We start from the raw sequence: 20,090 nt of genomic DNA, 5'->3' as shown, positions 1-20,090 counted from the left end.
GCGGGGGCCACGGTGTCCGGCATGTGGGGCCGCGATCACGCCCGGGTCAGCCCCGGCTCGGCGGCCTCCTCCTCGTCCTCGTCGAACTCGTCGGCCTCCTCGTCGAAGACGGAGCTGACGTCGAACCGGTGCAGCACGTCCTGCGGATCGATGTGCCCGAAGGGCGAGTTGAGCCACTCCCCCGGTTCCGCCACCTCCTCCGAGGCCGCGATCCAGAGGGTGGAGTCGCCTTCCTCCAGCCCGAAGTCCTTGTAGCGGGAGGCGATCTCGTCGGGCTCGTACTCCCCGAAGAGGACGCCCAGCGCGTCGGCGCTGCCGCCGTCCTGGACGAAGTCGGCGTCCCGGTCGTGCGCGGCGACGCGCTCGGCCTGGGCGATCAGCCGCGCCGGTTCGACCACGGCGTAGTCGCGGCGGATGAGCACGCTGAAGGCGGCGGGCTCGGCGGGACCGGTGTACGGCACGCCGTCCTCGGGCGTGGGGATCTCGAACGGGGTGACCTCGTCGTAGCGGTCGTAGAGGAGCTCGTCGTACACCTCGGACGCGGCGGCGAGTTCGTTGAACGCGGCGTAGACGTCGGGGTCCTCGTCCCCGATCCTGCGCTCGACCGCGGCGAGGTGACGGTCGAGCGCGGCCTTGACCGCCTCGGCGGCGGCGCGTACCTCGGCAACAGTGGGAAGAGCGGCATCAGACATAGAGCAGACGCTATCCGTAGCAGGCCTCTGCCCGCACAATAGATGCGATGCCGGAATACGAATTTGTCGACGTGTACGTGCCCCGCGGCGTTCCTCGCAAGGAGGCGACCCGCCTGTTGACCGACCATGCCGAGTACGGGAACTGGGAACTCGACCGGCTCAGCCTGTACCGGGACGGCAGTCGCCGTGTGCGACTGCGCCGCCGGATCATCCGTCAGGTCCGCGCGACCTGGTGACGCGGGCCCCGGGGGCGGGGCCCGCGCCGTGAGTGTCCGTCAGGCGGCGTTGCGGGACCGGCGGTAGAGCACGGTGCCGGCGAGCAGCAGGCCACCCGCGAGCGGGAGACCGGCGGTGAGGACGTCCCCGGAGCCGGTGGCGGCAAGGTTGCCGGCCTGACCCGGGTTGTTCCCGGTCCCGGGGCCGGGGTTCGTGACCGGGGTGACGGAACCGTTGCCGGGATTGCTGGGCGTGCCGGGGTTTCCGGGGGTGCCCGGAGTACCGGGGGTGCCCGGAGTACCGGGGTTGCCGGGGTTCCCAGGGTTCCCAGGGTTGCCGGGGTTACCCGGGTTCCCGGGGTTACCGGGGTTACCGGGGTTGCCGGGGTTACCGGGGTTGCCGGGGTTACCCGGGTTCCCGGGGTTACCCGGGTTACCCGGGTTGCCGGGGTTACCCGGGTTACCCGGGTTACCCGGGTTACCCGGGTTACCCGGGTTGCCGGGGTTACCCGGGTTGCCGGGGTTGCCGGGGTTACCCGGGTTGCCGGGGTTCCCCGGGTGGTCGTCGCACGGCTCGTCGTCGCCGCCCGGGTGGCCCGGATGCCCGGGGCTGCCGGGGTGGCCCGGGTGGTTCGGCTTCGGCGGCTTGGTGTGGCCCGATCCGTTGACGCAGTGGTTCCCGAAGGCCGGGTTGAGGCCTCCCACCACCGTGATCGTGTTCCCGCAGGCGTTCACCGGTACGTCCACGGGCGCCTGCACGGTGTTCCCGGACAGCAGGCCCGGTGAGTTCGCCGCGTGCCCCGAGGCCCCGGAGTCCGCGTGTGCGTAGCCCCCGCCCAGAGCGAGGACACCCCCCGCGGCAGCCATGGTGATCAGGGTCTTCCTGGTGACCTGTGCCGGTCGTCGCATCTGTACTCGTCCCCTGGTGTGTGCGTTTCGGCCATCGCCCCGATGGCCCGGCCGTCCGGGCTCCCCCGCCCGGTACGCCCAAGAAAGTGGGAGGAATCCGGGCCGGAAAGCCCGGTGGCCCCGGAGCGCTGGGATGCGCTCCGGGGCCGAAGACTTCAGATGCGTCAGGCGTTGACGCAGGTGTTGCCGAAGGCCGGGTTCAGCAGGCCGATGACGGAGACCGTGTTACCGCAGACGTTCACGGGAACGTGGACGGGCACCTGCAGCACGTTGCCGGACAGGACACCGGGCGAGCCGATGGCCGCACCCTGCGCCGCCGCATCGGCGTGGGCCAGGCCCGCACCCGCGAGAACCAGGCCACCGGTGGCAGCCGCAGCGGCGACAACCTTCTTGATCATTGTTCCTCCTAGTAGGCAATGCGGTCCCAGCCGCGGACCGCAACACCTGTAACGAGGAGGGATCACCGGGGCTACGAGCGTATGAGTGCATTCACTCTTCTCAGTGGAATGCGCACACCTTCTCGAATCTCAGGCGTTGTCGATGAATCGGTCGAGCACCCGCACACCGAACTTCAGTCCGTCGACCGGCACCCGCTCGTCCACGCCGTGGAACATCCCGGCGAAGTCCAGCTCCGGCGGCAGCTGCAGCGGCGCGAAGCCGAAGCAGCGGATGCCGAGGTCGTCGAAGGACTTGGCGTCCGTACCGCCCGAGAGCATGTACGGGACCGCCCGCGCGATCGGGTCCTCGGCCTTCAGGGCGCCCTGCATGGCGTCCACCAGCCTGCCGTCGAAGTCCGTCTCCAGCGCCTTGTCCCCGTGCACGTCCTCCCGCTTCACGCGCGGGCCGAGGATCCGGTCCAGGTCGGCGAAGAACTCGTCCTCGTAGCCCGGCAGGAAGCGGCCGTCGACGTGGGCCGTCGCCTGGCCGGGGATGACGTTGACCTTGTAGCCGGCGCCGAGCATCGTCGGTGCGGCCGAGTTGCGCAGCGTCGCGCCGACCATCTTGGCGATGCCGCCGAGCTTGGCGAGCGTCGCGTCCATGTTGTCCGGGTCCAGGGGGGTCCCGAGTGCGTCCGAGAGCTCGTCCAGGAAGCTGCGCACCGTCTTCGTCACCCGCACCGGCCACTGGTGGCGGCCGAGCCTGCCCACGGCCTCGCACAGCTCCGTGATGGCGTTGTCGCTGTTGGTCATGGATCCGTGGCCCGCGGTGCCCTCCACCGTGAGCCGCATCCAGTGCATGCCCTTCTGCGCGGTCTCCACGAGGTAGAGCCGCAGGTTCTCGTTCACCGTGAAGGAGAAGCCGCCGACCTCGCCGATCGCCTCGGTGACGCCCTCGAACAGGCCCGGGTGCTTGTCCACGAGGTGCCGGGCGCCGTAGATGCCGCCCGCCTCCTCGTCGGCGAGGAAGGCCAGCACGATGTCCCGCGGGGGCTTGCGCCCGCTGCGCATCCGGTCGCGTACGACGGCCAGCGTCATCGCGTCCATGTCCTTCATGTCGACGGCGCCGCGGCCCCACACGCAGCCGTCGGCGATCTCGCCCGCGAAGGGGTCGTACGTCCAGTCGGCGGCGTTGGCCGGAACCACGTCCGTGTGCCCGTGGATCAGCAGCGCCGGCCGCGAGGGATCCTCGCCCTCGATCCGCGCCACGGTCGAGGCGCGCCCCTTGTGCGATTCGAAGATCTGCGGCTCCAGCCCGACCTCGGCGAGCTTCTCGGCGACCCATTCCGCCGCCTTGCGCTCCCCGGGACCCGAGTGGTCTCCGTAGTTGCTGGTGTCGATCCGGATGAGGTCCCGGCAGAGGTCGACTACCTCGTCCTCACCGGAGACGGTCCTGCCCGCGCTCGACTCGCTCACGCTGCTTCCTCCCACTGATCGGTACCGAACGTTCCCATCCTCCCGCTCCTGACCGCTCTCCCCAAGGGCGATCCCCGGTCGTCCGGGGGTGTGATCGAGGACCCCGGAATGTTTGGTAATGTTTTCCACGTCGGAACGGCCCGCGAGGGACGCGAGACAGACACCTTGTCCGGGTGGCGGAATGGCAGACGCGCTAGCTTGAGGTGCTAGTGCCCTTTATCGGGCGTGGGGGTTCAAGTCCCCCCTCGGACACCAGCTGAGACCCCACTTCGTGTGGGGTTTTCTGCTTTCCGGGGTTGCGGCGTGACCAACCGCTCGCGTCGCCCCGGCCGCCTGTTCCGCGTGCACCACCTCCACCGGGTCCTTGGCGGGTGCACAGGCAAGACGAAGCCCCTCCTCGCTTCGGGCCAGGAGGGGCGCGTGATGGGGACGCTGGATCTTCACGGTCTGCCACGACCACGCGTGTCGACCGTCACGGAGAAGTCCCTCCAGGCCCGGGCCGGGGGGTGATTCGAGCGCGACGCTACCGAGGCGCACCCGGAATGCCCTGAAGGCTCCCCGTCAGAAGATCCAAGATCGCCAGTGGCGCATCGACCGTACGAGCAACCGGGCCGGCGATCTGGGCAGGGAGAGCGCCCTGGAGCGGAGCAACGATGCCCTGCGCATTCAACGCGACGGGGAGGGGCAGGGGGGCGCTCTCAGCGGCCTGAGCGACTCCCCCCATCGTGGCGGTGGCGCCTGCGAGGGCGATCGTGACGAGTACTCGCTTCGTGTGGTTCATGGCCTGCGAACGATCTTGGCCCGGTCTGGTCACGAAGAAGCCCCGCCGTAAGCGGGGCTTCTCCGCACGGAGGACCTGGTGCTACGTCGACACAAAGAGCCGGTCAGGGCGATGCGAAGTCGCCCTGACCGGCTCTTTCGTTCCACGGACGGAGCTTCTCCGGGTTGCGGACCGCCCAGATGCGGGTGACGCGGCCCTCGGTGAGTTCGAACGCCGCGACGGTCACGGTGACCCCGGTGTGCCGGGCGACGAGGCCCGGCCGGCCGTTGACCGACCGTTCCAGGAGCGTCAGTCCAGGGGCCTTGTCCGCGATGTGGATCAGGTACTCGGCGATCCGCTCGTTGCCCTCGATCGGCTTCAGGGCGGCGCCGACCAGTCCGCCGCCGTCGGCGATCATCGCGGCGCCGGGGGCGAGCAGATCCACGAGGGCCCTGATGTCCCTTGCCTCCCACGCCTCCTTGAAGTCCCGTACCAGAGCGGCCTGTCCGGGTGCCGCGGCCGTCGGGACCTGCGCGGCACGCACGCGCCGGCGGGCCGAGGTCGCCAGCTGGCGGCAGGCCGCCGGTGTGCGGCCGACGATCGCCGCGATCTCGCCGAAGGGGTACCGGAAGACGTCGTGCAGGACGAACGCGACGCGTTCGGCCGGTGTCATCGACTCCAGTACGACGAGGAAGGCCATGTTCACCGACTCGTCCAGGGCGACCCGGTCCGCGGGGTCGGCGAGGTCGTCCGGCCCGCCGGTCCACTCCGTACGGTCGGGCAGCGGCTCGGGGACCCATGCGCCGACGTAGCGCTCGCGCCGTACCCGCGCGGAGCCGAGCAGGTCCAGGCAGATGCGGCCGGCCACCGTCGTCAGCCAGGCACCGGGCGACTCGACGGCCTCCTGCCGCTGCCTCGGCATCGCGTACCAGCGCGCGTAGGTCTCCTGTACGGCGTCCTCGGCCTCGGCCAGCGAACCGAGCAGCCGGTAGGCGAGGTTGGTGAGGTGCCGGCGCTCGCCGACGATCGCGCTCGGATCCGGCTCGGACCGGCCGCCCCCCACGGTGGCCGACGTACTCGTGCTCACAACTGCTCCCCCTGGTCCGCCCTCCGGCGCCCCGCCTCACATTCCGCGGGCCCACGTCGTCGGACTACCGAGACCTTATAGATCGACGCCGTGAGGCAGAAGAGGGGGCCGCACCATGGCCACACTGACGACGCAGAAGCCGCGCTCTTTCACGTTCTTGCAGGTCGCGGTCGCCCTGCAGACCTTGGCGATCTTCTTCCAGGCGGTCACCGCCGGGCTGCTGCTGACGTCGGCCCACGGCGAGCTGCTGCACGGGGTCGGCGCGCGCGTGATGTACGGGGCGTCGATGCTGTACGTACTCGCCGCGGTGCTGGCGTGGCGGCCGGGCGGCGGGTCGCCGCGGCCCATCCTGTACGCGTCGGGCTTCCTCGTGCTCGCCTCGGTGCAGGTGGTCCTGGGCATCGCACGCGTTCCGTCGGTCCACGTCCCGCTCGGCGTCCTGATGTTCGCCCTGAGCCTGCTGGTACTGGGCCGCGGCCCGTCCGCTCGCCGCCCCTGACCGGACCTGGCACACGTGCAACGGAGCAGGTCAGAGCGACGCAATATCGCCCTGACCTGCTCTGTTGTTATGTTGGGACCACATCGGAGGGGCAGACCGGCTGAGGGAGGTCCCGTGATGTGGGCTGAGGGCGCCGGCCCGCGTCGGCTGTTCGGCGAGGACGCGGACGAGGTGGTCGCCGCCGCCCTGGCGGGCGACCCGTCCGATGTGGACCGGCTGGTGCGCGAGTACCGGCTGCTGCGGCAGATCCTCGACGGAGCCCGGGCCGGGATCGCGGTGCTGGACGCCGAACTGCGCTATCTGTACGTCGGCCCGCACATGGCGGTGATGAACGGCCTGCCCGCCCAGGCGCTGCTGGGGCGGACGCTGGGCGAGGTGCTGCCGGACGTCGAGCGCCCCGACGAGGTCCTGCACCAGGTGCTGCGGGACGGGCAGCCGAGGGAGCTGATCCTGGAGGGCCGCACCCGGGCCGACTCCCCGTACGCGTCGCGGGTGTGGCGGGGGACCTATCACCGGCTGGAGGAGGACGGGCGGGTGCTGGGGGTGGTGGGCATCGGCCTCGAGGTCAGCGCGCCCAGGGAGCGGCAGCGGGAGCTGTCGCGCACCAATCGGCGCCTGCTCCTGCTGGACACGGCCTCCGTGCGGATCGGCACCACGCTCGACGTGGACACCACCTGTCGTGAGCTGACCGACTTCCTGGTTCCGGGACTCGCCGACGCCGCGAGTGTGGAGCTCATCCCGCGGGAGGGGCCGGGCGGGAAGCCGACCGGCGACGGCTCCCTGCGGCTGCGGCGTGTCTCGGTGACGTCGGTACGGGACCTCTCCGCGCGGGTACGGGCGCTCGGCGCGGCCGGGGAGTACGTGGACCACCAGTGCGGCTCGGCCGTCCGGCAGTGCCTGGAGAGCGGCGAACCGTGGCTGGGGAACTTCTCCTCCGACGAGGCCTTCAGCCGGGCCGCGCCCAGCGCGGACCGGGTCGCCGCGTACCGGCAGGCGGGCATCCACTCGGGTGTCGTGGTGCCGCTGATCGCCCAGGACCGTCCGATCGGCACGCTCACCCTGGTGCGTGCCGGGGATTCCCCGGCGTTCGGGCGCGAGGACGTGGTCGTGGCCCGGACCCTGGCCGAGCGGGCGGCGACCAGCCTCGCCAAGGCCGAGCGGTTCGCCCGGGAGCAGGGGATGGCGCTCGAACTCCAGCAGGCGCTGCTGTCCGAGCCCACCTTCCCGCACGACGACCTCGAGGTGGCCTCCCGCTACCTGCCCTCCGGTACGGGCGTCCTGGTGGGCGGGGACTGGTTCGACTGCCTGGCCCTGCCGGGCGGCCGGACCCTGCTGGTGATGGGCGATGTCATGGGCCACGGGGTCGAGGCGGCGGTGGCGATGAGCCACTACCGCTCCCTCATCCGCGCGCTCGCCGCGTCCGGGCACCCGCCTGCGGACATCCTGCGCGAGGCGGACCGGGTCGTCTTCGCCGGCGGCCTGGACCGGGTGGCCACCTGCCTGCTCGTGCTGGTCGACCACGCCGCCGGGACCTGCGTCCACGCGAGCGCCGGGCACCTGCCCGCCATGGTCATCGGCCGCGAGCAGGGACCGTTCCTGGCGCCGGTACCGGTAGGGCCGCCCCTGGGCACCGGCTACGGCCGCTACGAGAACGCCTCCTTCACGCTGGAGCCGGGGTGCGTCCTGATGCTGTTCACGGACGGCCTGGTCGAACGCCGCGGCGAGGACATCGACACCTCGCTCCGCCGCCTCACCGGCATCGCCCTGCCCGCTGACGGGGCACTGCCGGAGGTCATCGACACGGTCCTCGCGGCCCTCCGCGTCACGGACGCCGAGGACGACGTCACCCTCCTCGCCGCCCGCACGGCAGGCCGGCGCCGAGGCTAGAGGGGCGGCCCGGGCGGCTCAGGTCGTTCCGGGCTCGGGCCGGACGGTTCGAGGCCCCCGCGCGGGACGGGGTCCGGCGCGGGGGCCTTCGCAGACGGTCGCGGGGTCAGCGGCGGGTTGCCGCGAGTTCGGCTACCCGGCCGCGGACCAGGTACCAGCCGCCGACCAGGGCGGCGCCGATGACCGGGACGAAGAGGACCGTGGTGCGGCCCACTCCGCCGTCGCACCACATCAGGACCAGCACCGTGAGGAGGAAGGCGAGGGTCACCAGCTGGGTGTACGGGGCCCAGGGCAGGCGGTAGGACGGGCGCTCCAGGCGGCCCTGCTGGGCGCGGCGCCAGAAGTGGAGCGAGCAGAGCATGACCATGGCCCAGGTGCCGAGGATGCCGAGCGAGGCGAAGTTGAGGACGATCTCGAAGGCGTCCTTGGGCATGAAGTAGTTCAGGCCGACGCCCGCGATGCCGAAGGCTGCGGTGAACAGGACGCCGCCGTAGGGGACCTTGCCCTTGTTCATGACGCCGGTGAACTTCGGGGCGGAGCCTGCCAGGGACATCGACCGCAGGATGCGGCCGGTGGAGTAGAGGCCGGAGTTCAGGCTGGAGAGGGCGGCCGTCAGGACGACGAGGTTCATGACGCCCGCGGCGCCGGGGACGCCGAGCTTGTCGAAGACGGTGACGAAGGGGCTCTGGTCCGAGCTGTACGCGGTGTACGGCAGGAGGAGGGCGAGGAGGACGACCGAGCCGACGTAGAAGAGGCCCACGCGCCACATGATCGAGTTGATCGCCTTCGGCATGATCTTCTCGGGGTTCTCGGTCTCGCCGGCGGCGACTCCGCAGAGCTCGACGGAGGCGTACGCGAAGACCACGCCCTGGATCACCAGGAGCATCGGGAGGACGCCGGAGGGGAAGAGGCCCCCGTTGTCGGTGATGTTGGCGAGGCCGGGGGTGCTGCCGCCGATGTCGTGGCTGGTGGCGACGAGCCAGATGCCGACGATCAGGAAGACGACGAGGGCGGCGACCTTGACGAGCGAGAACCAGAACTCCATCTCGCCGAAGTACTTCACCGAGATCAGGTTGGCGGTGAGCACGATGGCGAGGGCGATGAAGGCGAGGACCCACTGGGGGACGTCGGTGAACATCGACCAGAAGTGGGCGTAGGTCGCGGCGGCCGTGATGTCGGCGACGGTGGTGGTGGACCAGTTCAGGAAGTAGAGCCAGCCGGCCGTGTAGGCGCCCTTCTCGCCCATGAACTCGCGCGCGTACGAGACGAACGCACCGGAGGACGGGCGGTACAGGACGAGCTCGCCGAGGGCCCGCACGACGAAGAAGGCGAAGACTCCGCACACTGCGTAGGCGATCGCGAGGGAGGGACCCGCGCCGGCGAGGCGGCCGCCGGCGCCGAGGAACAGGCCGGTGCCTATCGCCCCGCCGATCGCGATCATGTTGATGTGGCGGGACTTGAGGTCCTTGCTGTAGCCCTCGTCACCGGCGTCGACATGGCGGGTCGGCGCCGGGGCGGGAGCCTCGGTCAAGGTGCGCTCACTCAGGTCACTCATGTAGGACTTCGCCTTCGTGGGTGGGACAAGGCAGTGCCCCGACCGCCGCGCAGGGGAGCTGGGTGGTGTCCCCTGTGCTGCGATCCGGGTGGTTTGGTCGCAACAGGAGACCATGAGGCTCTGCTCCCCTCCAAAAGCACCCCCCGCACGCCGAAGCCCCCGACGACCTTGGAAACGGGTGTCGGGGGCTTCGTAGGGGCTGGAAAGCGAGGTCAGTCGCCGGGGGTGCCCTCCGCCGCCTGGTCGAGGCGGAAGGCCTCGTTTCCGAGGCCGATACGGGCGTGCACCTCGGGGCGGCTGCGGCGCAGCACGGCTCCGTAGACCAGGCCGGTCACGACGGCGGCGCCGATGATGCCGGGCAGCACCCAGCTGAGGGCGGAGCCCTTCTCGGCGCCGACCAGGACGCCGAAGTCCTTGACGGTGTAGACGGCGATGGCGAGCAGGGCGACACCGGCGGTGCCGGCCGCGAGGAGGCGCCAGACCTGGGCGCCGGCGGTGCCGCGGCGGACGAAGAAGGCGATGACGGCGAAGGAGGCGGCGGCCATGAGGAGGGTCACACCGAGGGCGCCGACGCTGCCCATCCAGGTGAACAGGTGCAGGACGGGGGTGGTGGGGTCGGGCAGCTGCACCTTGAGGGAGGGATCGGCGGGTGCCTTGTCCTCGGAGAGGGCGAAGGCGATCACGACGAGGGCGGCGACGCCGGTCTGCAGCAGGGAGCCGGTGGCGGGGGCTCCGGTGCCGGGGTTGGTGCGTCCGAAGGTGGCCGGGAGGAGGCCCTCGCGGCCCATGGCGAAGGCGTAGCGGGCGACCACGTTGTGGAAGCTGAGCATGGCCGCGAACATGCCGGTCACGAAGAGGACGTGCAGGACGTCGGTGAAGGCGGCGCCGAGGCGGGCCTCGGTGAGCTGGAAGAGCAGGGTGGGGCCGGCCTCGCCGGCGGTCCTGACGACCTCCGAGGGGCCGGTGGCGACGGTGAGGGCCCACGCGCTGACGGCGAAGAAGAGGGCGACGAAGCCGACCGCGAGGAACATCACGCGCGAGACGACGATGTGCGGCTTGCTGGTCTCCTCGGCGTAGACCGGGGACTGCTCGAAGCCGACGAAGGCGGCGATGCAGAAGCAGAGGGCGGTGCCGAAACCGGCTCCTCCGAGGGTCGCGGGGTCGAAGGCGTGGAGCGAGAGGCCTTCGGCGGCCGGCTCGGCGATGGCGGCGACGTCGAAGACGACGACGAGGACGCACTCGACGAGGAGGAGGACCCCGAGGACCTTGGCGTTGAGGTCGATCTTGAGCCAGCCGAGCGCCCCGGTGACGGCGACGGCGAGCAGGGCCGGGATCCACCAGGCCAGTTCGATGTCGAGATAGGTGGCGAAGAGGCCGGATATCTCGAAGCCGAGGATGCCGAAGACACCGACCTGCATGGCGCTGTACGCGACGAGGGCGACGAGCGAGGCGGCCGCGCCGGCGGTGGGACCGAGGCCGCGGGCGATGTACGCGTAGAAGGCGCCGGCGTTGTGGACGTGGCGGCTCATCTCGGCGTAGCCGACGCTGAAGAGCGCGAGGACGGCGCCGAGGATGACGAAGAGCAGCGGCTGGCCGACGATGCCCATGACCCCGAAGGTCGTGGGCATGACACCGGCGACGACCATCAGGGGCGCGCTGGCGGCGAGTACGGACAGCAGCAGGCCGGCGGTACCGAGGCGGTCGGCGCGCAGGGCCCGGTCCTGGCCCTTGTACGTACGGATCTCGGCCGGGTCTTGGAGCGTGGAGGATCTGCCCGTCGGCATGGCGGCGTCCTTTCGGGGGGCACGGTTCTTTTCGGGGCGGTTCTTTCGGAGCGGTTCTTTCGGGGGCTTTGCGGGGGCCTTTACGGGGGGCGGCGCGTGGTCAGGCGGTGCCGAGCGCGACGCCGCGGGCGGCGAGGAAGGCCTTCTGCGGGTCGCGGTCCGGATAGGACCAGGGGGCGCGGGTGGCGTGGCTGCCGATGCGGTGGAAGAGGGCGGCGGCCTCGGCCGGGCGGCCCTCGCAGAGCTTGGCGTGGGCGAGGAAGTTCAGGTCGACCCGGTTGCGCGGGTGGTCGTCGCGCTCCCACTCCAGCCACCAGTCGAAGGCGGCGCGCAGCACCTGGCGGGCGCGGCGGCCGGCCCAGTGGGCGGCGGCCGCCTCGGGCGAGTGGCCGTGCGTGGCGGCGAGCACCCGGTAGCGCTCGGCGTGCGCGACGACGGGGAGGACGGCGAGCGGGGAGTCGGCCGGGGACTCCTCGGCGGCCCAGGACGCGAAGTCGTAGACCTCGTGGAGCGGGTCCTGGCCGGAGACGAGGGCGCGTTCGGCCAGTTTGGCGACCATCAGGTGATGGGCGTGGTGGTGCTCGCGGTGGCGGGCCCGGACCTGGTCGAAGTGGCGGCTGAACTCTTCCTCGCTGCCGAAGGCGCGGGAGAGGAGGAGCAGCCCGAGCCAGGGGGTGGGGTCGGCCGGGAGCAGGCCGGCGGCCCGGCGGCAGGCCTCCTCGGCCGCGGCCGGGGTGCCCTTGTGGCGCAGGGCGGTGAAGACGGCGGCGCAGGCGAGGAGGGTGGCGGCGTCGGCGCTGTCCGGTTCGGCGAGCAGCCACTCGCGGGCCCAGGCGGTGGCCGCCGGGGTCTGGGCGAGGACGACGACGCGGTGGCCGCGGCGGTCCCAGTCGTCGCCGGTGCCGACGAGGAGGGAACGGGCCCGGGACCACCGGCCCTGGGTGAACTGGGAGCGTACGTCGACGAGTTCGGCGTCGCAGAGGGCCGGGTCGAAGAGCTGGGCGTCCCGCTTGCGGGCACGACCGAGGGGCGGCGGAGGCGGGGACATCCGCGGGTTTCCCTCCAGGACGCGGGCGGACGAGGGTGACGGGGCTCAGCGGCGGCCGGTACTCGCGCAGGGCGCACGCGTGGGGTTCGGCCGGGCGGAGCGGGTGAACCTGTGGAGCGGGTGAACCGGGTGGAGCGGGTCGGTCCGGGGATCGCGACGGTGAGCGCGCCGGTGATCACGCACAGCAAAGCGGTACGCCCAGCTCCGCGTCAAGGTCCAGTCCACTGCCTGGCGGGTTTCAACTGCTGCGACGAGGGTGCGAGTTGGGTGATCGGTACCGTTCCGGAGGTGTCTGTGCGCTCTCGTGGGGTGGCCGCATGACCGCCTGCGATGATCTTCCCCCGTATCTGCTGGGCTTCCCCCGTATCTGCTGGGCTTCCCCGGTCCGCTGCGCGATCAGCTGGTCGCGGCCGTGCTGAGCGGGGCGAAGACCAGCACCACCGGCCTGCTCGCGGAGTACGGGGCCGAGGACGAGCCACTCCCGGAGCCCGGCGCCCGGTCCCTGCTGGTCGATTCCGCGGAGCGCGGGGTGGCGGTGGTGGAGGTGACCGCCCTGGAGGTGCTCCGGCTCGGGGACGTCGGGCTGCGGCACGCGCTCGACGAGGGCGAGGGTTTCACGTCGGTGGCCGAATGACGTACGGCACACGAGGAGTTCTGGCACAGCGATCCGGTGCGCGGGGCGATCGGTGACCCGGGGTTCACGGTCGATGACGACACCCTCGTCATCGCGGAGCCGTTCCGGGTCACCGAACGGCTGGTCTGACGGCGCCGTACGGGTTTCGCGGGCGGGTGCCCGTCAGCCGACGGCCTGGGCGGCGGCGCGGCCCGCCGCCCGGCCCGAGAAGATGCACCCGCCGAGGAAGGTGCCCTCCAGGGCGCGGTAGCCGTGCACCCCGCCGCCGCCGAATCCGGCCGCCTCGCCGGCCGCGTAGACGCCCGGCAGCGGTTCGCCGGAGCCGGTCAGGACCCGCGAGGAGAGGTCGGTCTCCAGTCCGCCCAGGGACTTGCGGGTCAGGATCGAGAGCCGCACCGCGATGAGCGGCCCGGCCTTGGGGTCCAGGATCCGGTGCGGGGCGGCCGTGCGGATCAGCTTGTCGCCGAGGTACCTGCGGGCCCCGTGGATGGCCGTGACCTGGAGGTCCTTGGTGAAGGGGTTGGCGATCTCCCGGTCGCGGGCCACGATCTCGCCCCGGACGGTGGCCTCGTCGAGGAGGTCCTCCTTGGTGACCGCGTTCATTCCGCGGACCAGTGCGGACAGGTCCCGCTCGACGACGAAGTCGGCTCCGCGGTCCATGAAGGCCCTGACCGGGGTGGGTACGGCCTGGCGGGCGCGGGTGAAGACGTCGCGCACCGACTTGCCGGTGAGGTCCGGGTTCTGCTCGGAGCCGGAGAGGGCGAACTCCTTGCCGATGATGCGCTCGTTGAGCACGAACCAGGTGTGGTCGTGGCCGGTCTGCATGATGTGGTCGAGCGTGCCGAGGGTGTCGAAGCCCGGGAAGAGCGGTACGGGCAGCCGCTTGCCCGTCGCGTCCAGCCACAGCGGGGAGGGGCCGGGCAGGATGCGGATGCCGTGCCGGGCCCAGATCGGGTCCCAGTTCTGGATCCCCTCGGTGTAGTGCCACATCCGGTCCTTGTTGATGTGGCTGGCGCCCGCCCGCTCCGCGATGCCGAGCATCAGACCGTCCACGTGCGCCGGGACCCCGGAGAGCAGCCGCTGCGGCGGTGTGCCGAGCCGTTCGGGCCACTGCGCGCGGACGAGGTCGTGGTTGCCGCCGATGCCGCCGCTGGTGACGATCACCGCCTGGGCCCGCAGGGAGAAGGTCCCGGTGGCCTCGCGGCTGCTCGCGGCGCCCCGTACGGCCCCGGAGGGTTCCAGGATCTCGCCCGTCACGGTGTCCACCGCGCCGGCCGTGGCGGAGAGCCCGGTGACGCGGTGGCGGAACGCGAAGCGGACCAGGCCGCGGGCCGCGCCCGCCCGGACGCGCCGCTCGAAGGGCTCGACCAGGCCGGGGCCGGTGCCCCAGGTGATGTGGAAGCGGGGGACGGAGTTCCCGTGGCCGTTGGCGTCGTAGCCGCCGCGCTCCGCCCAGCCGACCACCGGGAAGAAGCGGACGCCCTGCGCGTGCAGCCAGGAACGCTTCTCGCCGGCCGCGAAGTCGACGTAGGCCTCCGCCCAGCGGCGCGGCCAGGCGTCCTCCTCGCGGTCGAATCCGGCGGTGCCCAGCCAGTCCTGGAGGGCGAGGGCGTGACTGTCCTTGATCCGCATCCGGCGCTGCTCCGGCGAGTTCACGAAGAACAGGCCGCCGAAGGACCAGTGGGCCTGGCCGCCGATCGACTGCTCGGGCTCCTGGTCGAGCAGGATGACCTTGCGGCCCGCGTCAACGAGCTCGGCGGTGGCCACGAGCCCCGCGAGCCCGGCTCCGATCACGATCACGTCTGCGTCGTACGTCATGCGGTTACCCGTCCTCCGTCGGTGGTGGGGCAGATCCTTGGCTACGGAGCGGTAACCAGTCAACAGCGGTGATTGGATGACCTGTATGAGTGCCGCTGATGAAGTGCTGGACGTGGTGGACCGGGACGACCGGGTCACCGGGCAGGCCCCGCGGGGCGAGGTGTACGCGCGGGGACTGATCCACCGCTGCGCGTTCGTGCAGGTCAGGGACGCGGAGGGGCGGATCTTCGTGCACCGGCGGACCGCCTCGAAGCTTGTCTTCCCCTCGTACTACGACATGTTCGTGGGCGGGGTGCTGGGCGCCGGCGAGAGCTACGCGCAGGCAGCGCTGCGCGAGGCCGAGGAGGAACTGGGGGTGTGGGGGCTGGCGCAGCCGACGCCCCTGTTCAAGTTCCTGTACGAGGGCCCGGGCGGGGCCTGGTGGTCGTACGTGCACGAGGTGCGGTGCGAGCTGCCGGTGGCCCCGCAGGCCTCGGAGGTCGACTGGCACACCCACCTCACGCAGGAGGAGCTGGACCGGCGGGTGGCCGACGGGGAGTGGGCCTGGGTACCGGACGGGCTGGAGGCCTACCGGCGGCTGCGCGCGCATACCCGCTCCCGCCAGTAGATTTGTCGGGTGATCGACTTCGTCAAGGACGTGCGCCTCTGGTTCGCACCCTCGCGGCTGAGGGACGAGGGCGAGACCCCCGACTACCGCTTCTCGCTGGCCAACGAGCGGACCTTCCTCGCCTGGATCCGCACCTCGCTGGCCCTGGTGGGCGGCGGCTTCGCCGTCGACCAGTTCCTGCCGGACCTGCGCTGGGGGATCCGGGTCGGGATGGCCTTCGCGCTGCTCGCGGTGGGTGCGGCCTGTGCGCTGCGGGCGGTGAACCACTGGGTCCGGTGCGAGCGGGCCATGCGGCGGGGCGAGGACCTGCCGGTGTCCCGGTTCCCGGTGCTGCTGAGCCTGGGCGTGGGGCTGGTGGCGGTGGCGATGATGGTGGTCGTGGCACTGGGCTGGACGACGGGGCGGTGAGTGCCCCGGGCAGGGACCGCGACGCCGGGCTGCAGCCCGAGCGGACCCGGCTCGCGTGGCGGCGTACGACGCTGGCGTCCTCGGTGGTGGCGGTACTGGCGGTGCGGCAGGCGCTGCGCGGGTCCGGCGCGCCGGTAGAGGTGGTCGGGGCGGCGGCCATCGCGCTGATCTGGCTGGCGTTCCTGTGGGTGGCCCACCGGCGGATCCGGGCGCTGGCGGCGGGGCGGCCGCGGGTGCTCGCGCCGCGGGCGGCGCTGGCGGTGGTGGCGTGCACGCTGGCGCTGGCGGTTCTCGCGATGCCGCTGATCGTCTGAGCCGCCGGTGCGCGTGCCGGCCGAGCCGCCGGTGTGATGATCGCGCTTCGCCGCGCCACTGCGACACAACGGGCGATACCCGACAATCCACACTAACCTCAGCGCCATGACGACCCTGCACCACGAACACCCCACGCACCAGCACACCCACGGCGCGGACTGCGGGCACCAGGCGGTCTCGCACGGCGACCACGTCGACTACGCCCACGACGGCCATCTGCACCGGGAGCACTCGGGGCACTGGGACGAGTGCGAGCCCAGCGGGCACACCACGCACGACGACCACGGACACGCGCACGGCTCGGGCTGCGGGCACGAGTCGGTCCGGCACGGCGACCACGTGGACTACCTGCACGACGGGCACCGGCACGCGGAGCACGACGGACACTACGACGACCACTGACCGAAGGTCCCGTCGGGAGCGGCACCCGCCCTCCCCCGGCGCGGCGACGGCTGGCAGGATGCCGACCGTTCGTCAAGCGACCCGGGGAGAGCGCAGATGTCCGTCGAAGAGCCGTACCTCGTCCAGCCCGCGCCCGGGGTGTACGCCTACGTCCAGCCGGACGGCGGCTGGTGCCTCAACAACGCCGGATTCGTGACCGGCGGGGGCCGGACCCTGCTCGTGGACACCGCCGCCACCGAGCGGCGGGCCCTGGCCCTGCGCGAGGCGGTCGTGGCCGCCGGGGCGCCGCTCCCCCGCACCGTGGTCAACACCCACCACCACGGCGACCACACGTACGGCAACGGCGTCTTCGCCCCCGGGGCGCTGATCCTCGGGCACGACAACGCGCGCTCCGAGCAGCTCGCCGCCGGGCACCAGCTCGAGATGATCTGGCCCGCCACGGACTTCGGCGCGATCGGCATCGTCGCACCCGACCTCACCTACAGCGACCGGGCGACCCTGCACGTCGGCGCGACCGAGGTGCAGGTCATCCACCCGGGCGTCGCGCACACCACCGGGGACTCGGTCGTGTGGCTGCCCGGGCAGCGGGTGGTCTTCACCGGCGACCTGATCTTCTCCGGAGGGACCCCGTTCCTGGCCATGGGCTCCCTCGCCGGCTCGCTGCGGGCGCTGGAACTGCTGCGCGCGCTGGACGCGGAGACCGTCGTACCGGGCCACGGGCCCCTGACCGACCCCTCGGCCTACGACTCCACCGAGCGCTACCTGCGGTACGTGGCCGAACTCGCCCGGGAGGGGCGAGCGAAGGGGCTGTCCCCGCTGGAGGTGGCCCGGCAGGCCGATCTCGGCGAGTTCGCCGCCTGGCGGGAGAGCGAGCGGCTGGTGGCGAACGTGCACCGGGCGTACGCGGAACTGGCCGGGGAGCCGGAGGGCGCGCCGCTGGACATACTCGCCGTCTTGACGGACATGACCGTGATGAACGGCGGAACGCCGATCCTCTGTCACGCCTGAGACGGCCGGGCGGAAGGATTTCCTTCCGTCCGCGCTCTGGACGACATACCGACTGGTCGGCATGATGGCTTGCGACGGTGTCCGACGCACCGTCGCTCTTCTGCTCGTCGACTCGCACGGAGGTACGCACCCATGACCTCAGCCCCGGCCGACCCACGCGGCCTGGATCTGGAGCGACTGCGCGGTCATCTCGACCGGGCAAGGCCGGGACTCGTGGCCGGTCCGCTGCGCGGCCGGCTGATCGAGGGCGGCCGGTCGAATCTCACGTACGAGATCACCGACGGAACCGCCCGCTGGGTGGTCCGCCGGCCGCCGCTCGGCCACGTCCTGGCCACCGCGCACGACATGCGGCGCGAACACCGGGTCATCGCGGCCCTGCACGGCACGGCCGTTCCGGTGCCCGAGCCGCTGCTGCTGTGCGAGGACGAGGCCGTGCTCGGGGCGCCGTTCTACGTCATGGAGTACGTGGAGGGGGTCCCGTACCGGACGGCCGGGCAGCTCACCGCGCTCGGCCCGGAGCGCACCCGGCGGGCGGTGCTGGGCCTGGTGGACACCCTGGTCGAGCTGCACGCGGTGGACCCGGCGGCGGTGGGCCTGGGCGACTTCGGCCGGCCCGAGGGCTTCCTCGACCGGCAGTTGCGCCGCTGGGGCAAGCAGCTCGCGGCCTCCCGGGGCCGGGAGCTCGCCGGGATCGACGAGCTGCACGCCGCGCTCGGCCGGACGCTGCCCGACTCCCCCGCCCCGACCGTGGTGCACGGGGACTTCCGGCTCGACAACGTCCTGATCGGCGGCCCGGACGACAGCATCCGGGCGGTGCTGGACTGGGAGATGTCCACGCTCGGGGATCCGCTGACCGACCTCGGACTGCTCGTGATGTACAGCTCGGACCTGGGCCTGACCGGATCACCGGTCAGTACGACGAGCGGGGCGCCGGGCCATCCGGCGCCGGCCGAGCTCGTCGAGCGGTACGCCGCCCGCTCGGGCCGGGACACCGGGGCGATCGCCTGGTACACGGCCTTCGCCTGGTTCAAGCTCGCCGTGATCCTCGAAGGCATCCACTACCGCTACACGCTGGGACAGACCGTCGGGGCGGGCTTCGACCGGATCGGCGAGCTGGTCCCGGTCTTCATCGAGCACGGACTGACCACTCTCCAGGACCGCCAGGACCCCCAGGAAGGCTGAGGCACTCACCCATGGATTTCGCATTCGACGCCCGGACCGAGGAACTCCGCGAGCGGCTGCTCGCGTTCATGGAGGAGTACGTCTACCCGGCGGAGCCCGTCGCCGCCGAGCAGCGCGCACGGCTGGCCTCGCCCTGGGATTCCCCGGCCGTCTTCGGTGAACTGAAGGCCGAGGCGCGCCGCCAGGGCCTGTGGAACCTCTTCCTCCCGGATGCCGAGTACGGCGCCGGGCTGACCAACCTCCAGTACGCGCCGCTCGCCGAGATCACCGGCCGCAGCCCGCACCTGGCGCCGATGGCCACCAACTGCGCGGCCCCGGACACCGGGAACATGGAGCTGCTCGCCCAGTTCGGGAACGAGGAGCAGAAGAAGCAGTGGCTGGAGCCCCTGCTGACCGGGGACATCCGCTCCGCGTTCGCGATGACCGAGCCCGAGGTGGCCTCCTCGGACGCCACGAACATCGAAACCCGTATCGAGCGCTCGGCGGACGGTCGCGAGTACGTGGTCACCGGCCGCAAGTGGTTCATCTCCGGGGCGATGAACCCGGACTGCAGGATCTTCATCGTGATGGGCAAGACCGACCCGGAGGGCGCCGACCCGCGCCGCCAGCAGTCGATGATCCTGGTGCCGCGCGACACCCCCGGAGTCGAGGTGCGCCGGGCGATGACGGTGTACGGCTACGAGGACCACGACCACGGCGGCCACGCGGAGGTGGTCTTCGACGGCGCCCGGGTCCCGGCGGCGAGCCTGATCGGCGAGGAGGGCACCGGCTTCGCCATCGCCCAGGCCCGGCTCGGCCCGGGCCGCATCCACCACTGCATGCGGCTGATCGGCATGGCGGAGCGGGCCATCGAGCTGATGTGCCGGCGCGCGGTGGAACGTACCGCTTTCGGCAGGCCGCTGGCCGCCCAGGGCGTCGTACAGAACTGGATCGCCGACGCCCGGGTCACGGTGGAGCAGCTGCGGCTGCTGGTGCTGAAGACGGCCTGGCTGATGGACACGGCCGGGAACCGGGGCGCACACACCGAGATCCAGGCCATCAAGATCGCGACGCCGCGGGCGGTGGTGCGGATCCTCGACGACGCGGTGCAGCTGCACGGCGCGGGCGGGGTGAGCCAGGACTTCCCACTGGCCGAACTGTGGGCGGCGGCGCGGACCCTGCGGCTGGCCGACGGCCCGGACGAGGTGCACCAGCGGTCGCTGGCGCGGCGGGAGTTGAAGGCCTACGCGGCCGGCCGGCCGTGAACGTGCGGGAATCGTGCAGGAGTTCGTACGGACCTGTGTGCGAAGTGAAGGGGATGCGGGGGACCCTTTAAGAAAGCTTGTTGAATAACCCCGCAACGCCAAGGTGTTCTTGATTTGCGCCTGTCAATCGGAACAGGGTTCTCCAGAAGGTCTGACGCCCCACACGTCAACATGAGGAGAACC

The 20,090-nt window shown here is 71.8% G+C and carries 19 protein-coding genes, 1 tRNA gene and 1 pseudogene; 12 read left to right on the top strand and 9 right to left on the bottom strand.

Annotated features, from left to right (window positions below; translation table 11 throughout):
* Positions 1-35 precede the first annotated feature (35 nt).
* Positions 36-692, bottom strand: coding sequence for a hypothetical protein (locus tag ACGFZK_RS24565; protein ID WP_393851010.1), 657 nt, complete (start codon positions 690-692; stop codon positions 36-38).
* A 47-nt stretch (positions 693-739) separates the two neighbouring features.
* Here ACGFZK_RS24565 and ACGFZK_RS24560 point away from each other — a divergent pair, with 47 nt between their 5' ends.
* Positions 740-928, top strand: coding sequence for a DUF5703 family protein (locus ACGFZK_RS24560; RefSeq protein ID WP_030009118.1), 189 nt, complete (start codon positions 740-742; stop codon positions 926-928).
* Positions 929-967: 39 nt separating this feature from the next.
* Here ACGFZK_RS24560 and ACGFZK_RS24555 read toward each other — a convergent pair whose 3' ends face one another.
* From ACGFZK_RS24555 to ACGFZK_RS24545, 3 genes are all read right to left on the bottom strand, one after another.
* A complete protein-coding gene (locus ACGFZK_RS24555) occupies positions 968-1,816 on the bottom strand; it encodes a chaplin (RefSeq protein ID WP_393851009.1) in 849 nt (282 codons plus the stop codon).
* Between the two features lie 164 nt (positions 1,817-1,980).
* Positions 1,981-2,214 (bottom strand): chaplin ChpH, encoded by a 234-nt coding sequence (gene chpH, locus ACGFZK_RS24550; RefSeq protein ID WP_393851008.1) that lies wholly within the window; start codon positions 2,212-2,214, stop codon positions 1,981-1,983.
* 129 nt (positions 2,215-2,343) lie between these two features.
* Entirely contained in the window at positions 2,344-3,669 is a 1,326-nt protein-coding gene (locus ACGFZK_RS24545) for a M20/M25/M40 family metallo-hydrolase (protein ID WP_393851007.1), read from the bottom strand.
* 167 nt (positions 3,670-3,836) lie between these two features.
* Here ACGFZK_RS24545 and ACGFZK_RS24540 point away from each other — a divergent pair.
* Positions 3,837-3,924 (top strand) — tRNA-Leu (locus ACGFZK_RS24540).
* A gap of 629 nt (positions 3,925-4,553) precedes the next feature.
* Here ACGFZK_RS24540 and sigJ read toward each other — a convergent pair.
* Positions 4,554-5,516 (bottom strand): RNA polymerase sigma factor SigJ, encoded by a 963-nt coding sequence (gene sigJ, locus ACGFZK_RS24535; RefSeq protein WP_393851006.1) that lies wholly within the window; start codon positions 5,514-5,516, stop codon positions 4,554-4,556.
* 115 nt (positions 5,517-5,631) lie between these two features.
* Between sigJ and ACGFZK_RS24530 the strand changes: the two genes are divergently transcribed.
* Together ACGFZK_RS24530 and ACGFZK_RS24525 are read left to right on the top strand one after the other, a co-directional pair.
* Positions 5,632-6,015 carry a hypothetical protein gene (locus ACGFZK_RS24530; RefSeq protein ID WP_393851005.1) on the top strand — a complete coding sequence of 128 codons (384 nt, stop codon included), beginning with the start codon at positions 5,632-5,634 and terminating at the stop codon, positions 6,013-6,015.
* 117 nt (positions 6,016-6,132) lie between these two features.
* Complete coding sequence (locus ACGFZK_RS24525) at positions 6,133-7,902, top strand: SpoIIE family protein phosphatase (RefSeq protein WP_393851004.1); 1,770 nt, start codon at positions 6,133-6,135, stop codon at positions 7,900-7,902.
* A 106-nt stretch (positions 7,903-8,008) separates the two neighbouring features.
* Here the strand turns inward: ACGFZK_RS24525 and ACGFZK_RS24520 are convergent, their stop codons facing one another.
* The 3 genes from ACGFZK_RS24520 to ACGFZK_RS24510 form a co-directional block, all read right to left on the bottom strand.
* The gene (locus ACGFZK_RS24520; protein ID WP_393851003.1) at positions 8,009-9,457 is read right to left on the bottom strand and encodes an amino acid permease; all 1,449 of its coding nucleotides are present in this window, start codon (positions 9,455-9,457) and stop codon (positions 8,009-8,011) included.
* A gap of 212 nt (positions 9,458-9,669) precedes the next feature.
* Positions 9,670-11,241, bottom strand: a complete 1,572-nt coding sequence (locus ACGFZK_RS24515; RefSeq protein ID WP_393851002.1) for an APC family permease — start codon at positions 11,239-11,241, stop codon at positions 9,670-9,672.
* A gap of 100 nt (positions 11,242-11,341) precedes the next feature.
* Positions 11,342-12,289, bottom strand: a complete 948-nt coding sequence (locus tag ACGFZK_RS24510) for a hypothetical protein (protein ID WP_393851001.1) — start codon at positions 12,287-12,289, stop codon at positions 11,342-11,344.
* Positions 12,290-12,656: 367 nt separating this feature from the next.
* Between ACGFZK_RS24510 and ACGFZK_RS24505 the strand changes: the two are divergent.
* A pseudogene (locus ACGFZK_RS24505) lies at positions 12,657-13,052 on the top strand (ASCH domain-containing protein).
* 33 nt (positions 13,053-13,085) lie between these two features.
* Here ACGFZK_RS24505 and ACGFZK_RS24500 read toward each other — a convergent pair.
* Entirely contained in the window at positions 13,086-14,741 is a 1,656-nt protein-coding gene (locus ACGFZK_RS24500; protein WP_393851000.1) for an FAD-binding dehydrogenase, read from the bottom strand.
* Between the two features lie 85 nt (positions 14,742-14,826).
* On the opposite strand from ACGFZK_RS24500, the gene ACGFZK_RS24495 reads away from it, so the two are divergent.
* The 7 genes from ACGFZK_RS24495 (at position 14,827) to ACGFZK_RS24465 (ending at position 19,907) form a co-directional block, all read left to right on the top strand.
* Positions 14,827-15,348: an NUDIX hydrolase gene (locus ACGFZK_RS24495; RefSeq protein WP_393850999.1), complete on the top strand. Its 522-nt coding sequence runs from the start codon at positions 14,827-14,829 to the stop codon at positions 15,346-15,348.
* Positions 15,349-15,357: 9 nt separating this feature from the next.
* Entirely contained in the window at positions 15,358-15,756 is a 399-nt protein-coding gene (locus ACGFZK_RS24490; RefSeq protein ID WP_393850998.1) for a YidH family protein, read from the top strand.
* A complete protein-coding gene (locus ACGFZK_RS24485; RefSeq protein ID WP_393850997.1) occupies positions 15,753-16,070 on the top strand; it encodes a DUF202 domain-containing protein in 318 nt (105 codons plus the stop codon). Before ACGFZK_RS24490 ends, ACGFZK_RS24485 begins: the two co-directional genes overlap by 4 nt.
* A gap of 106 nt (positions 16,071-16,176) precedes the next feature.
* Positions 16,177-16,473, top strand: coding sequence for a hypothetical protein (locus ACGFZK_RS24480; RefSeq protein ID WP_393850996.1), 297 nt, complete (start codon positions 16,177-16,179; stop codon positions 16,471-16,473).
* A 96-nt stretch (positions 16,474-16,569) separates the two neighbouring features.
* Complete coding sequence (locus tag ACGFZK_RS24475) at positions 16,570-17,481, top strand: MBL fold metallo-hydrolase (protein ID WP_393850995.1); 912 nt, start codon at positions 16,570-16,572, stop codon at positions 17,479-17,481.
* Positions 17,482-17,613: 132 nt separating this feature from the next.
* Positions 17,614-18,663 carry a phosphotransferase family protein gene (locus ACGFZK_RS24470; RefSeq protein WP_393850994.1) on the top strand — a complete coding sequence of 350 codons (1,050 nt, stop codon included), beginning with the start codon at positions 17,614-17,616 and terminating at the stop codon, positions 18,661-18,663.
* 11 nt (positions 18,664-18,674) lie between these two features.
* Entirely contained in the window at positions 18,675-19,907 is a 1,233-nt protein-coding gene (locus ACGFZK_RS24465) for an acyl-CoA dehydrogenase family protein (RefSeq protein WP_393850993.1), read from the top strand.
* Positions 19,908-20,090 lie beyond the last annotated feature (183 nt).

It is taken from the genome of Streptomyces sp. NPDC048257 (assembly GCF_043201855.1).
Taxonomy (GTDB): Bacteria; Actinomycetota; Actinomycetes; order Streptomycetales; family Streptomycetaceae; genus Streptomyces.
This window is presented reverse-complemented; position numbering and strand designations above follow the sequence as displayed.